At 39.4% G+C, this 14,665-nt stretch carries 15 protein-coding genes and 3 tRNA genes; 10 read left to right on the forward strand and 8 right to left on the reverse strand.

Annotation, left to right across the window (positions count from 1 at the left end; translation table 11 throughout):
• Positions 1 to 24 precede the first annotated feature (24 nt).
• The 5 genes from AC1M9J_RS01780 to AC1M9J_RS01800 all read right to left on the reverse strand — a co-directional run bounded on the left by AC1M9J_RS01780 (position 25) and on the right by AC1M9J_RS01800 (position 4,932).
• Positions 25 to 942: a tyrosine recombinase XerC gene (locus AC1M9J_RS01780; RefSeq protein WP_481951755.1), complete on the reverse strand. Its 918-nt coding sequence runs from the start codon at positions 940 to 942 to the stop codon at positions 25 to 27.
• A gap of 112 nt (positions 943 to 1,054) precedes the next feature.
• On the reverse strand, positions 1,055 to 1,897 hold the full coding sequence (gene dapF / locus AC1M9J_RS01785; RefSeq protein WP_092765969.1) for a diaminopimelate epimerase: 843 nt from the start codon (positions 1,895 to 1,897) through the stop codon (positions 1,055 to 1,057).
• Positions 1,898 to 1,908: 11 nt separating this feature from the next.
• Positions 1,909 to 3,153 carry a diaminopimelate decarboxylase gene (gene lysA / locus AC1M9J_RS01790; RefSeq protein WP_481595625.1) on the reverse strand — a complete coding sequence of 415 codons (1,245 nt, stop codon included), beginning with the start codon at positions 3,151 to 3,153 and terminating at the stop codon, positions 1,909 to 1,911.
• Positions 3,154 to 3,200: 47 nt separating this feature from the next.
• Entirely contained in the window at positions 3,201 to 3,395 is a 195-nt protein-coding gene (gene lptM / locus AC1M9J_RS01795) for an LPS translocon maturation chaperone LptM (RefSeq protein ID WP_035267033.1), read from the reverse strand.
• Positions 3,396 to 3,534: 139 nt separating this feature from the next.
• Positions 3,535 to 4,932 (reverse strand): amino acid permease, encoded by a 1,398-nt coding sequence (locus AC1M9J_RS01800; RefSeq protein ID WP_481589701.1) that lies wholly within the window; start codon positions 4,930 to 4,932, stop codon positions 3,535 to 3,537.
• A gap of 322 nt (positions 4,933 to 5,254) precedes the next feature.
• On the opposite strand from AC1M9J_RS01800, the gene AC1M9J_RS01805 reads away from it, so the two are divergent.
• Positions 5,255 to 6,613 (forward strand): alanine/glycine:cation symporter family protein, encoded by a 1,359-nt coding sequence (locus AC1M9J_RS01805; protein ID WP_481951756.1) that lies wholly within the window; start codon positions 5,255 to 5,257, stop codon positions 6,611 to 6,613.
• A gap of 58 nt (positions 6,614 to 6,671) precedes the next feature.
• Here the strand turns inward: AC1M9J_RS01805 and AC1M9J_RS01810 are convergent, their stop codons facing one another.
• Positions 6,672 to 7,070 (reverse strand): hypothetical protein, encoded by a 399-nt coding sequence (locus tag AC1M9J_RS01810; RefSeq protein WP_092765964.1) that lies wholly within the window; start codon positions 7,068 to 7,070, stop codon positions 6,672 to 6,674.
• A 187-nt stretch (positions 7,071 to 7,257) separates the two neighbouring features.
• Here AC1M9J_RS01810 and radA point away from each other — a divergent pair, with 187 nt between their 5' ends.
• Complete coding sequence (radA, locus tag AC1M9J_RS01815) at positions 7,258 to 8,646, forward strand: DNA repair protein RadA (RefSeq protein ID WP_035267023.1); 1,389 nt, start codon at positions 7,258 to 7,260, stop codon at positions 8,644 to 8,646.
• Positions 8,647 to 8,777: 131 nt separating this feature from the next.
• A complete protein-coding gene (locus tag AC1M9J_RS01820; protein ID WP_481611465.1) occupies positions 8,778 to 9,782 on the forward strand; it encodes a Tim44 domain-containing protein in 1,005 nt (334 codons plus the stop codon).
• A gap of 235 nt (positions 9,783 to 10,017) precedes the next feature.
• Here the strand turns inward: AC1M9J_RS01820 and AC1M9J_RS01825 are convergent, their stop codons facing one another.
• The gene (locus AC1M9J_RS01825) at positions 10,018 to 11,205 is read right to left on the reverse strand and encodes a trypsin-like peptidase domain-containing protein (protein ID WP_180028696.1); all 1,188 of its coding nucleotides are present in this window, start codon (positions 11,203 to 11,205) and stop codon (positions 10,018 to 10,020) included.
• A 170-nt stretch (positions 11,206 to 11,375) separates the two neighbouring features.
• Between AC1M9J_RS01825 and AC1M9J_RS01830 the strand changes: the two genes are divergently transcribed.
• The 7 genes from AC1M9J_RS01830 to AC1M9J_RS01860 all read left to right on the forward strand — a co-directional run bounded on the left by AC1M9J_RS01830 (position 11,376) and on the right by AC1M9J_RS01860 (position 14,332).
• Positions 11,376 to 12,134: a Nif3-like dinuclear metal center hexameric protein gene (locus AC1M9J_RS01830; protein WP_481608283.1), complete on the forward strand. Its 759-nt coding sequence runs from the start codon at positions 11,376 to 11,378 to the stop codon at positions 12,132 to 12,134.
• Between the two features lie 161 nt (positions 12,135 to 12,295).
• On the forward strand, positions 12,296 to 12,922 hold the full coding sequence (locus AC1M9J_RS01835; protein ID WP_092765960.1) for a superoxide dismutase: 627 nt from the start codon (positions 12,296 to 12,298) through the stop codon (positions 12,920 to 12,922).
• Between the two features lie 153 nt (positions 12,923 to 13,075).
• A tRNA-Asn gene (locus AC1M9J_RS01840) sits at positions 13,076 to 13,151 on the forward strand.
• A 6-nt stretch (positions 13,152 to 13,157) separates the two neighbouring features.
• Positions 13,158 to 13,233: transfer RNA gene (locus AC1M9J_RS01845), tRNA-Asn, on the forward strand.
• A 96-nt stretch (positions 13,234 to 13,329) separates the two neighbouring features.
• Positions 13,330 to 13,632, forward strand: a complete 303-nt coding sequence (locus AC1M9J_RS01850) for a hypothetical protein (RefSeq protein WP_481951757.1) — start codon at positions 13,330 to 13,332, stop codon at positions 13,630 to 13,632.
• Between the two features lie 106 nt (positions 13,633 to 13,738).
• A tRNA-Asn gene (locus AC1M9J_RS01855) sits at positions 13,739 to 13,814 on the forward strand.
• Between the two features lie 65 nt (positions 13,815 to 13,879).
• The gene (locus AC1M9J_RS01860; RefSeq protein ID WP_481591272.1) at positions 13,880 to 14,332 is read left to right on the forward strand and encodes a DUF2726 domain-containing protein; all 453 of its coding nucleotides are present in this window, start codon (positions 13,880 to 13,882) and stop codon (positions 14,330 to 14,332) included.
• Here AC1M9J_RS01860 and AC1M9J_RS01865 read toward each other — a convergent pair whose 3' ends face one another.
• The gene (locus AC1M9J_RS01865; protein ID WP_481610722.1) at positions 14,333 to 14,563 is read right to left on the reverse strand and encodes a hypothetical protein; all 231 of its coding nucleotides are present in this window, start codon (positions 14,561 to 14,563) and stop codon (positions 14,333 to 14,335) included. It lies immediately after the preceding gene.
• Positions 14,564 to 14,665: the final 102 nt, after the last annotated feature.

The raw sequence follows: 14,665 nt of genomic DNA on the forward strand, positions 1-14,665 counted from the left end.
ATTCAATATACTTAATACTGAGGATTAAGATTTTTGGGCTCTAGGATGAGCTTTATCATAGACTTGAGCCAAACGATCAAAATCTAACTGAGTATAAATTTGTGTCGTAGATAGATTACTATGACCTAGCATTTCTTGAACTGCTCGTAAATCACCACTGTTTGAAAGCAGATGACTAGCAAAACAGTGTCGCAATAAATGAGGGTGTAAATCCACATTTACGCCCGCTCTCTGTGCTTGCAATTTGACTCGATTTTCAATCTGTCGATTCGTCAATCGATTCCCTTTTTTAGTAATAAAAACTGGGGAATCTAACTCAATTTCCCCACACCAGATACGATGGACTTTAAGCCATTCGATTAAACTCGTTTTCGCTTTCAAACCAAAAGGAACAACCCGAGTTTTATTTCCCTTACCCGTAATTCGAAGTAATTGTCGTTTAAAATCGATATCTCGAATATTCAATCCTTGTACTTCAGCTAATCGTAAACCACTTGAATAAAGCAACTCCAAAATAGCTTTATCTCTTAACCACAAGAGATGATCTTGATAGGATTCAGGTGCAGGTTGATCCAAGATTTGCTGAATCGTTTCGACATCAACCATACCCGGCAAAGGCCTTGGCTGTCTTTTTAACTTAAAATCATGAATGGGATTATTCGATACATATTTCCCTTCCACAGCCCATTTCATGAATTGACGAATGGCTGTTAAATGACGTTGTAAGCTTGCACTGTTGAGTTGATGTTGTTCAACCTTATAAGCCATATATTCTCGTAAATCAGATGCTTCAACTTGATTTAATTCAATTTTCTTTTCATAACAAAAGTCAATAAAACCAGACACATCACGGAAATACGCCTCAAGCGTATGCTCAGATTGATTTTGAATCTTTCTCTCTTTCAACCACATTGACAGCAATTGCATTGCGCCATATTGCATTTGGCTTTCTCTCTATTGAATCGATGTCTAATCATCAATACTCGTGGGCATTCCAACAAATCATAAAGTAAAAAGCCCTGAATTTCAGGGCTTTTTACTCAGGAAATAAGTTTTATTGAAAATAACGTAGATCCAAACGACCTTCATAAACCGTTGCAGTTGGACCAGTCATCCAAACTACATCTCCCTCTTTCCATTCAATCAGCAATTTACCGCCGGCAAGTTCGATTTCCACATTGCTAGACAATAAACCACGGCGCATACCTGAGACAGCAGCAGCACATGCACCTGTACCACAAGCCAATGTTTCTCCCACACCACGTTCAAAAACTCGTAATCGAGCATGTTTTTCATCAACGATCTGCATAAATCCAGCATTTACACGCTCAGGAAAACGTTCGTGAGATTCCACTTGAGGGCCTATTTTAGCAACATCAGCAGTTAACACGTCTGGCACAATGGTCACTGCATGCGGATTTCCCATATTGACCACATCGATGCTGATCGTCTCATTATCCGCTAAAGCTAAATCATATAAAGCAGCAGGCGCTTCTGCTAAAAATGGGATTTGGTTCGGTAAGAACTTCGGATACCCCATATTCACACGAACCCATCCATTCGCACCCAACTCAGGCTCGACAATCCCCGCCTTTGTTTGCACTTTGAATTTAGTTTTATTGGTTAAATGACGATCATGAACAAATTTGGCAAAACAACGAACGCCATTGCCGCATTGCTCAACTTCAGAACCATCCGCATTAAAAATGCGATATTTGAAATCAACGTTTGGATGATCTGGTGTTTCAACAACTAATAACTGATCAAAACCGATGCCAAAATTACGGTCAGCCAACCGGCGAATCATGACAGGATCTAGATAAGCACGTTGGCTGATTAAATCAACCACCATGAAGTCATTACCTAGACCATGCATTTTAGTAAATTCTAGCAACATCTATTGTCTCCTTAAGGCAATAAGGACTCACGTTCCCACAGAGACTCAATCGTTTCACGTTGACGAATTAAGTGTGCTTGATCACCGTCAACCATCACCTCTGCTGCACGACCTCGGCTGTTGTAATTTGAACTCATCACAAAACCATAAGCACCTGCACCCAAAACAGCTAAATGATCGTTCGCTTGAATCGCAAGTTCACGCTCTTTACCGATGAAGTCACCTGTTTCACAGATCGCACCAACCACATCCCAAACTTTTTTCTCAGTTTTCGAATTTTGATTAACCTCTTGGATATCCATCCAAGCTTCGTACAAAGAAGGACGAATCAAGTCATTCATTGCTGCATCAACAATTGCAAAATTGCGATGATTGGTTGGTTTTAAAAGATCAACTTTCGTCACCAATACGCCAGCATTCGCCGAAATACTACGCCCTGGCTCCATATACACTTTAAGTCCAAGTTTTTCTAATGCAGGACGTAAAGCATTTGCATATTCTTCAACTGTCGGTGGAACTTCATCTTTATAAGTCACACCAAGACCACCACCAATATCAATATGTTTGAGGTTGATCCCTAATTTTTTCAATGCTTCAATCATGTTCATGACACGATCAAGTGCATCAACAAAAGGTTGAGTTTCAGTCAATTGTGAACCAATATGACAATCAATTCCTACGATATCTAAGTGACTTAAACTTGCTGCATACTGATAAGTTTCATATACCGAATCAGAAGGAATACCAAATTTATTTTCTTTAAGACCAGTCGAGATATATGGATGTGTTTTGGCATCAACATCTGGATTTACCCGAAGTGAAATTGGAGCTTTTACATTAAGTTCTGCTGCAACTTTTTGAATACGGTCAAGCTCTGCATATGATTCCACATTAAAACAAGCAATACCCACTTCTAATGCTTGACGAATGTCAGCTTCAGACTTGCCCAAACCAGAGAAGACTATTTTAGAAGCGTCACCACCTGCGCGTAAAACACGTGCTAATTCACCACCAGTCACGATATCAAACCCGCAACCAAGTTTCGCCAACACATTTAGAACAGCGATATTTGAGTTTGACTTCACTGCAAAACAAATTTGGTGATCGATAAAATTAAAAGCACGATCCATATCCAAATAATGTTTTTCAAAAGTTGCTTTTGAATAAACATAAAGTGGTGTACCAAATTGCTGAGCAAGTTGATCCAATGAACATTGTTCTGCGTGCAAAACCCCTTGAATGCGAGGGAAACTCATGGATGTATCCTTTCTAAATTGCGCTGGAGAAAAAAAATAAATGAATATTAATCTTGAGTAGGTACAGCATCTGCTTTAGGTTCAGCTTGATCCTGACTTGGGCGATCACTGTTTTTATAAATTAAATATTGTGCTCGCTTGTCATAGTTTGGATCACTGGGTAGTTGTAATGCACCAGTCTGACCACATCCAGCCAAAATTGAAACAACGGCTGCACTGATAACTCCGATCAAAATACGCATACCTACACCTATCAGTAAAATTTATAGAAGTATACCTTGATCATCTAATTCACCAAAGTATTTAACGCAACAGAAATAAAAAAACGCCAGTTTTTACTGACGTTTCTTTTGACTTAAATTGCAAATCATTTATAAGTTTTTATTTTTTCTTATAAAAACCAAAATAACCAATGATCAGAATAACAAACCAAATCGGGCTCACCATCAATGCACGGCGAGTATCATCTTCTAAAGCCAATACTCCAATCATACCAATAAAGAATATAGCAACAATCGCACATGTCACCAATCCACCTGGTAGTTTAAATTTCGATTTGGCATGAAGTTCTGGGCGTGTTTTGTAATAGACCACATAACTCCAAATGATCATCAACCATACACAAATAAATAAAATGGTGGAAAGTGTTGTCGCTAAAGTAAATGCTTCCACCGTATTCGGTACGAAGTATTGCAGTGCTGCCCCTAGTAACAAACATACTGCTGAGAAATACAAGGCATTCGCTGGCACAGCTCGCTTATTCAGTCTTCCAAACGCTTCAGGTGCTTGAGTTTCGCGCGATAAGCCAAACAGCATGCGGCTGGTTGAGAATACACCACTGTTCATCGATGACATCACTGAAGACAATACAACCAAATTCATAATAATAGCAGCGGCTGCAATACCTGCTTGACTAAACAAGTTTACAAATGGGGAAATATTCGGATCAATCGTATTCCATGGTGTAACCGACATCACCACCAGCAACGATAAAACATAGAAAATAATGATTCGAATAGGAATCGAATTGACAGCTTTCGGCAAATTCGTTTCAGGATCTTTAGTTTCAGCTGCGGTTGTACCCACCAGTTCTACACCCACAAAAGCAAAAATTGCGATTTGGAAGCCTGCCAAGAAACCGATTGCACCTGTTGGGAAGATCCCGCCGTGTGACCAAATATTACTGAATGCTGCGATTTCACCTGATGTAGAAGTGAAACCTGTAAATATCATCCAAAAGCCAACGCCAATTAAAACCACAATTGCGATAATCTTGATTAAAGCAAACCAGAATTCTAATTCACCAAACAGTTTCACCGTAACAAGATTCAATCCCATGATAAATACGATTGCAGCGATGCTAATCATTACCCCTTCTTCAGGGCTAAAAGGCATCCCATTATTGAAGAACTGAAGGTAATAAATGATCGCCGATAAATCTGCAATACCAATGGTGATCCAACACAGCCAGTAGGTCCAGCCCACAAAGTAACCTGCCCATGGTCCAATTAAATCCGTGGCGAAATCAATAAAAGACTTATATTGCAAATTTGAAAGCAACAATTCGCCTAGTGCTCGCATCACTAAAAAAACCATGAAACCGATGATCATGTAAATTACAAGGATTGAAGGACCAGCTAGGCTAATTGTTTTCCCAGAGCCCATGAACAAACCTGTTCCAATTGCGCCTCCAATTGCAATTAACTGCAAATGTCGATTGGATAGACTTCGTTGTAATTCACCATTTTGCTGAGGCGAATTTATATTTTGATCTGACATTTTCAAATTCACCAAATATATTAATCGGCACAACTTAACTGAAAAAAATCAGATTTCAAAAAGAAAATTAGCACGATCAATATTTTCTAATTAGTTTAAAGTATTAATTCATTTTTCTTATATATCGCCAAAATGAACATTTATTCATCATATTTATTTATCTTATTTTGAGTAAAATATTGAAAATCTTGTTGTTATATGTAAAAAATATAAGTGCAAAAAATAATCAAAAGGAATGATGTGTTTGATCGCACAAAAGTATGGCATATCCCTTGCTTGATCATGCATGTAAAAAACAATCAGGAAAATAAGAAGGTAATTTATGCAAGAAATACAATCAATCATGGAAACACTCAGCGGCTTAGTCTGGGGACCTTATATGCTGGTGCTGATTGTTGGGACAGGTGTTTTCTTAACATTCCGTCTACTTTTTTGGCAATTCAGGATGCTTCCATTGGCATTTAAACAAGTGTTCGGGAAACACCCCGATAAAAAAGACTCGGGAGATATCTCACAATTTGCCTCACTCATGACTGCACTTTCAGCCACGATTGGTACAGGTAATATCGCAGGGGTAGCGACTGCTTGTGTACTGGGTGGTCCGGGTGCTGTATTCTGGATGTGGATGACTGCATTTTTCGGTATGGCAACCAAATACGGTGAAGGTGTTTTGGCGGTCAAATACCGTGTAAAAAATGAAAAAGGAGAAATGTCTGGTGGTCCAATGTACTACATTGAACGAGGACTTGGCGCGAAATGGAAGTGGCTCGCAGTCCTCTTCGCATTATTTGGTACATTAGCATCCTTTGGTATTGGTAGCTCAGTTCAATCAAACACAGTGGCACTAGCAGTAGAAAATAGTTTGGGTATAAGCACGCTCACCACTGCCATCATTATTACAATTTTCTCTGCATTGGTGATTTTAGGTGGTATTAAGTCTATTTCCAAAGCATCCTCAATTATTGTTCCAGTCATGGCTCTAGGCTATGTCATTGGCGGGCTAATTATTATTTTCAATAACCTTGAATTAGTTGTTCCTGCTTTAAAAATGATCTTTACCTATGCATTCACAGGTGAAGCGGCAGCAGGTGGTGCGATTGGTGCAGCGATTCGTTACGGTGTTGCCCGTGGTGTATTCTCAAACGAAGCAGGTATGGGTTCAGCGCCAATTGCAGCGGCAGCAGCAAAAACTGATCACCCTGCCCGTCAAGGCCTAGTTTCAATGACAGGTACATTCATTGATACAATTATTGTGTGCTCAATTACGGGTATTGTTCTTGTTATGGGTTTCATCATGGCAGGACAAAGTTTCGGTGATCAAACTGGGGCTGTTTTGACCATTAGTGTTTTTGACAAATTACTACCAGGATTTGGGGGCTGGGTTGTTACGTTCGGAATCATCTTTTTTGCTTATTCAACTATTTTAGGTTGGAGTTATTACGGCGAAAAATGTTGCACCTATTTACTGGGTGAAAAGTCAGTATTTATTTATCGTCTCATTTATATTGCTTCAGTATTTGTAGGCTGTGTCGTCACACTTGATTTAGTTTGGCTTTTCGCAGACACCTTCAATGGTTTAATGGCAGCACCCAACTTAATTGCCTTATTGTTACTTTCTGGAGTTATTGCAAAAGAATCTAAAGATTTTATTGAACGACGAAAATCTGGTGAGCTTTATTAAACAAATTAATAGAATCAAACCCCCAAAAAGCCTCATTGATGAGGCTTTTTTTGTCTTTTCACGAAAATTTCTGATCGTTCAAATTTTGTTTTTCCTCTTGATCCTTTGCAATTTCTTCCGCAACCTCCAAGCTCAACACAAAAAATAGAACATGTTCAATTTTCATATTGCCCTGTTCATCTTCAAGATAATTTTTAACCAGCTGATACTGGTTATTTTGCTCATCAAAAGGAATATCTAGATATAGGTCACCCAGATAGCTGTCAATTTCATCCTCACCAGACAAACCTAAACATGGCACAAATTCAATTTCATGTTGTTCAAGCCATGCAATCACATGATCTCGAATACTTTCTTCCTCATTCTGATCATCCGTGTAATTCTCAAAATGAATAAACAGCACATCACGCTGTATTTCGCGTGCGATGGCATCAATATGTTGAGCGTACAAACGCATATCAAATAACTCAGTCGATTTTTGATATGAGTATAAATCAATTCATGATTGCTTTAATTTAATATCTAGTTAAAGCACACGTCATGACTTGTCTTATTGTTTTAAAATTTGATCAATATTTTTTTGTTTTCGTAACCTTTACTCAGTATGCTCAGTATATAGAAAATCAAAAAACCTATATTAAGTTATGGCTAAAGCAAAAAGTGTATATCGCTGTGAACAATGTGGCGCAGATCATCCTAAATGGGCAGGTCAATGCTCAGAATGCGGAGAATGGAACAGTTTAGTTGAAGTCACTATTGCCCCTGCGATTACGCATCGTGCAAATCCAAAAATTGCAGGTGGTTATGCTGGTCAAGCAGCATCAATCACTACATTGAATCAAGTTTCAGTTTCTCACGAAACACGTTTAGCAACAGGGATTGGAGAATTTGATCGCGTTTTAGGCGGAGGGCTTGTTACTGGTTCAGTTGTACTGATCGGTGGTGACCCTGGTATTGGTAAATCAACAATTCTTTTGCAGACGGCAACCCATATGGCTGCCGCGAAAAGTTCCGCCCTATATGTCACTGGTGAGGAATCTTTATCTCAAGTTGCATTACGTGCCAATCGTTTGGATCTTCCAACTGATCAATTAAAAGTGATGGCTGAGACGTGCGTAGAGCGTATTTGCGAAGTATTAGCGCATGAACGACCTGCTGTCGCGATCTTAGACTCGATTCAAACTTTATACACTGAAACTTTACAGTCTGCGCCAGGCGGCGTTTCTCAAATTCGAGAATCTGCAGCCCTTCTGACACGTTTTGCGAAGAACAGCGGAACAGCTTTATTTATTGTGGGTCATGTGACCAAAGAAGGTGCTTTAGCTGGCCCTCGTGTTTTAGAACACATGGTCGATTGCGTACTTTATTTTGAAGGTCAATCTGATTCACGTTATCGAATGATTCGAGCTGTTAAAAATCGTTTTGGTGCAGTCAATGAACTCGGTGTTTTTGGGATGACTGATAAAGGGCTTAGAGAGGTTGCCAATCCCTCAGCCATCTTTCTTAGCCGATATGATGAAGCGATTCCTGGTTCTATCGTCATGATTAGTCGAGAAGGTACACGTCCACTCTTAGTTGAAGTGCAAGCCCTAGTAGATGACGCGCATGGTCAACCTCGCCGTGTTGCATTGGGTCTTGAGCAAAACCGTTTGAATATGCTACTCGCCGTCATGCACCGTCATGGTGGTGTTCAAACTTCTGGTCAAGACGTATATGTGAATGTTGTTGGTGGCTTAAAAATTACTGAAACAGGTTCAGATCTCGCCGTCTTATTGGCCTGTGCTTCAAGTTTGAGAGCAAAAGCACTCCCTCAGCAATTGGCTGTATTTGGCGAAGTGGGATTATCGGGAGAGATTCGTCCCGTACCTAACGGGCAGGAACGGTTGAAGGAAGCAATTAAGCACGGGTTTAAATATATTATAGTCCCTAGAGCGAATGCACCTCAAAAGGATATTCCTGGTGTTCGCATTATCGCCGTTGCCCGTCTACATGAAGCTTTAACTGAAGCGATGAGCTTAGCGGATGAACATTAATTCAGCTGATCAATTTATTTAACTATACACTGTGTATGAATACTGAAAAAAATTGAGGTTTAAGTTGAAATTTAAGCCAAAAGACTGCATAAATACAGTGTGAAATTAACTTTTTAAAATAGGAATTTTAGATGGAAGTACGACAGCGTAGTTTAGTTGCGGGTATTTTAATGGCGACACTCATGGTAGCGCCTTTTGCAGAAGCAAAACGTGCTGGTGGTGGTAAAAGCCATGGTATGAGCCGTTCTGCTGCTCCAACCCAATCATATCAGCAACCACGTCAAGCTACTCCTGCCCAACAACCTGCTGCTCCAGCGACTGCGCCTCAAAAGTCTGGTCCTGGTGTGGGTGGTATGGTCGCTGCTGGTGTTGCTGGTGCTGCAATTGGTGCAGTCGCAGCAAATGCTTTAGCAGATGATGATACTGTTCCAGCGAGTCAAGCAGAAGTTGCTGCACAACCTGAGGAAGAAGGTGGTATCCCAAGTTGGGTATGGTTGTTGATTATTGCTGCTGCTGCGTTCTTCATCTTCCGTAAATTCGGAGCAAAAAAAAAATTAGCGGCTAACAACCCTTATGCACCAAACAGTTCAGGTCCACAATCTGCACCGTTTGGTCAAACTGCTGCACCTCGCCCTTCAGTGTCTAATGACAATACCAATATTTTTGGTCAATCTGTGGGCGGTGGCACAGCTGCATCTCAAGCGCCATTTGGTCAAGCACCACAAGCTCCTTTTGGTGCAGCAACAATGTCTAGTGGAAGTCAGCTACCTGACGGAACTGAACCAGCGGCTTTCTTACGCATTGCACGCCAACGCTTCAACCATATTCAATCAATGAATACGGCAAGTAATATTGCTGAGATTCAACGTTATTTGACGCCTGATCTTTATCAATCGATGTATAACGATATCATGGCTAACCAAGATCAAGACGTAGCTGAGTTTTCAAATCTGAATGCTATGGTTGTTGATTCTGCGACTGAAAATGGTCAATACGTTGTCAGCGTTCGTTTCACGGGTACGGTAAGTGAAGACTTAAATAGCCTTCCACAACCGTTTGCTGAAGTTTGGCATTTCGTTAAACCAGCAGGTTCTAGTCAAGATTGGTTGGTTGCGGGTATTCAACAGGAAAGCTAATTTTATTCTCAAAAAAAGCCAGTGAACCACTGGCTTTTTTTGTTTCGTACACTGTTTAATCCTTCTTGAGTGAATTCAATTTTGCATGTGTTAAAACCCTATCTCACCGTCACTTAGGAATGCATGACCGTATTTAATTATTAAATAGCAGATTTATTCAGATTCATTCAAAGGTATGAAACAATATAGAATCTAAGAATTATAAAAAAGCCCCATATTACTGGGGCTTGTTAATTTAACGACGAGGTAATGGAATATACTGGCTATTACGATCGCTGGTTTCAGCTGGTCGTTCACCAATAACCACTTCAGTATTGATGCTCTTACCTTCACGTAAAATCTCAATTTTTGCAGAGGTATTCGGTGATTGCATTGCAACATAATTAATCAATTGTGATGGATTGTTGATCTCCTGATCATTTACTTTCATGATCCGATCACCGACTTTAATCTTAGCTTTATCTGCAGGACCAGACTCATAGACGCTGCTCACAATTACACCCTTCTCACGAGGTTGTAATACATCGGGTTGCGTCGGATTCGCCAAACCAATACCTAGCCACCCTCGAATTACTCTGCCTTCTTTTAATATTGAATTCAGAACTTGCTGGCAGACTTTAGCAGGAATAGCAAAACCAATTCCTAAAGAACCACCCGATTGCGAGAAAATTGCAGTATTAATCCCAATCAAATTACCTGCAACATCAATGAGTGCTCCCCCAGAATTACCTGGATTAATAGCAGCATCGGTTTGAATAAAATCTTCATAGAAATTTATACCCAATCCCGAACGTTCTGTCGCAGATATGATCCCTTGCGTAACTGTTTGCCCCACGCCAAATGGATTACCAATTGCGAGTACAACATCTCCAACTTCATTTCCACTCAGTTTGAAAGGAAGCACTGGCAGTTTGTCCATTTCGATTTTAATGACTGCTAAATCCGTATCAGGATCTGTTCCAATTACTTTGGCTTCTGCTCGACGACCATCATACAAAGCCACAACAATCTGGTCAGCCTGTGCAATCACATGATTATTAGTCAGAATATAACCATCAGGTCGAACAATCACCCCCGAACCCAAACTATTTTCATTTGGTTCTTGTCCAAAACGTTCAGGTAATTGACCACCAAAAAATTCTCTAAAAACAGGATCATTTAAAATCGGATGATCCACTTTTTTTACAGTTTGTGTTGTAAAAATATTAACGACTGCAGGTGCTGCGACCTTTACCGCAGCATTGTATGACACTACTCCCCCAGAACGTGTCGTATCCACCAAAGGTTCTACTTTTTCAGCTGGCATTTTATATCCATCAGCTGCTATTTGAGGCTTTGGTTGATTTAGTTTTTGCCATGTGACAAAACTAATAATGACAATAATGAGTAACACCCATGGTAACCATGTAAAGGACCGGCGCACTTTAATATCCTCTGAGAATTTTAATTTATTGATGACAAAAGTATTTTATGACTGCATATTGTAATCAAAAAAAATTTATATACCTAAAATTGTGAAAATAGTTTTGTTCGGCTTTAGTTAATATTAAAAATATGATTTGATCTTTATATTTTCACAGACTTAAGAACATTATGGCAAAGCTAAACGACATTATCCAATGGTGTGATCAGACCCTAAAGGCCAATGAATTTAAAGATTACGCTCCCAATGGTCTGCAAATCGAAGGTAAAACAGAAGTAAAGCGAATTGTTTGTGCTGTATCGGCTTCTCAATCAGCTATTAATGCTGCAATCGAGCTGCAAGCTGATGTTTTATTGGTTCACCATGGCTATTTTTGGAAAGGTGAGCCATCTCCGATTACAGGAATGCGTGGCAAGCGAATTAAATCACTCATTCAACATGATATTTCACTATTAGCTTATCATTTACCTCTCGATAGCCACCCTAGCTTGGGAAATAATGCTGCGATAGCAGATTTACTTCATCTTGATCAAATTGAAGCACTTGATCCGAGTGAACGTCATCCCATTGGAAATATCGGCTATTTAAAAAATGCAATGACACCAGATGAGTTCAAAGCTTTTGTGTCACAACAACTTAATTATGATGCGATACATTTGATGGCTGATAAACCAAGTATTCAAAAAGTTGGATTTTGTACTGGCGGTGCTCAAGACTTTATCACTAAAGCTGCCGAACAAAATTGCGATGCTTATATTTCAGGTGAAGTTAGTGAGCGTACCTTTTATCAAGCTTTAGAATTAGATGTGCATTATTACGCATGTGGACATCATGCGACTGAACGTTATGGTGTTCAACGACTAGGTCAAGCAATTTGTGAACAATTTGGTCTTGAATATCATTACGTTGAACTCAATAATCCTATTTAAATTGATTTAACCACGCGTTTTAAATTGGAGTGAGCTTATACGTATTAATTCACGCTTTATTCTGTATTCTTATTTATAAGTAATGCGCAAAATATGGTGAGAATCTATTACAATAAGTGCACTTCGATGTAAAACCCAGCACAATGCAAGGAACTTAAAACATGACAACGATTACTTTACCAGCTCTTCCGTACGGTTACGAAGATCTTGCTCCACACATCAGCAAAGAAACTTTAGAATACCACCACGACAAACACCACAATACTTATGTTGTTAATTTAAACAACCTAATTGCAGGTACTGATCTTGAAGGTAAAACGCTTGAAGAAATCATCAAAGCTTCTGCTGGTGATGCTTCTAAAGCGGGTATCTTCAACAACGCAGCACAAGTTTGGAACCACACATTCTACTGGAACTGTATGGCTAAAAACGGTGGTGGTAAAGCGACTGGTGCTTTAGCTGCTAAAATTGACGAAGCTTTCGGTTCTTACGAAAAATTTGCTGAAGAGTTTGCTGCTGCTGCTACAACTCAATTCGGTTCAGGTTGGGCTTGGTTAGTTGCTGATGAAGTAAATGGTAAACTTTCTATCATGAAAACTTCAAATGCTGATACTCCACTTGCTCATGGTAAAGTAGCTGTATTAACGATCGATGTTTGGGAACATGCTTACTACATCGACTTCCGTAACGCTCGTCCTAAGTATATTTCTACTTTCTTAGAAAGCTTAGTGAACTGGGATTACGCTAACGCGAAATATGCTGGTCAAGAAGCTGGCGTAGAAAAATAAGATTTAACCGTCTTATTACGTTTAAAAAACCATCCTTTTAGGATGGTTTTTTTGTTATTTACATCAATTTGAGTATTAATAAATCAAACTATTCATTTCTTTACAATAATTGGTTGACGACTAGTAATTTCAACCCTAAAATGCGCATCAGATTCTCCAATAGCTCAGTCGGTAGAGCGACGGACTGTTAATCCGCAGGTCCCTGGTTCGAGCCCAGGTTGGAGAGCCAATCTAATCTCCCATAGCTCAGTCGGTAGAGCGACGGACTGTTAATCCGCAGGTCCCTGGTTCGAGCCCAGGTGGGAGAGCCAAGATTCTAAAAACCCAAGCATAATGACTTGGGTTTTTTTATGCCTAAATTTTTGATTTGCTATAGAATTATTCTAATTTTATAAAAAAGTCTAAAAATGAATACACCTTGGCTTAAATCACTGATTTTCTGGTCTCTACTTGTTGGCAGTCTCATCTTTATATTTCAATGCACTCAGAAATCTGAACATAATAAAGTAGCCCCTGCACTTATGTATGAACGTTTGTATCACTGTACTTCGGAATTATCCTCTGAGCACGCACTCCTGATCAAAAAAATTCAAAATGAGTTAAATGTGGAATCATCACAACAGACCATGATGGAACTCATGAGTTTATGTCGTAAAGCAAACCCACTGAAAAGCAAAGCAGAGTATGTCCATTTATTAAAAAAGCTATAGATCGTTTCACTTAGATTAAATTTAAATCAATTGATTCATATTTCTAATATTTTTCAATGTTAAGGCTTGACCTCTCTTCATTTGACTCATAGAATGCGTACCAGATTCTCCAATAGCTCAGTCGGTAGAGCGACGGACTGTTAATCCGCAGGTCCCTGGTTCGAGCCCAGGTTGGAGAGCCAAGATTCTAAAAACCCACTCAATCGAGTGGGTTTTTTCTTATATGTGCTTTTATTTACGAATTCCTGTGTTTCAATCCAGTCAAATTACTTTCTTAATTATTGGTGTTATTGCAACCCTTGCCCTGCTCACCATTATCTTTCAACAATTATTTAAAAAGCCACAACGCTTTTACCCCAAACGCATTATTACCGCATTTGAAAGTAAAATGTTTTTTAGATTAAAAGAGAGTTTTCCGCAATACCATGTGCTTGCTCAAGTCGCTTTTAGCGCTTTAATCACAAACCCCAGTCTAAAGATTCGAGCTAAATTTAATCGAAAAGTGACTGACTTTGTCTTACTGGATGATCAGCTTAAAGTTATCGCCATTATCGAACTCGATGATCCAAGTCATCTTGGTAAGGAACAAGAAGATGCCGAACGCGATCAAATGTTTTATGAAGCAGGATATCGAGTATTTCGCTATAACGATATCCCCAGTATTCAAAGTCTCAGAAAAGACATTCTTGCTAAAAAATAATTAATTCAAAGGCTCTGCAACAGATGAAACATTCTGCTCAAGTTGCTCTTGTTTTTCTCTAGCTTCAATTCGCGCGGCCTGTTCTGCACGTAAACGATCGTACTCAGCTTTGTTTTTTGCATCACTCTTTACTGCAAAAAAAGCGATCGCAATGATAAGCAACGGGATAAGGGGACCAAGACTTGCCAATAAAATAAATTTAGTGGTGAATTTCTTTTTTGATGAAGTCATCAACAAAACCTGTGTTATTGAGTCCGAGGCAATATAACAGAATAAAGTCATAGAAAAAACTTTAGCTTTAAGTGTCAACCAGGATGCAACACCCTAGCTGAC

The sequence above is a fragment of the Acinetobacter sp. ANC_7588 genome, assembly GCF_056783995.1.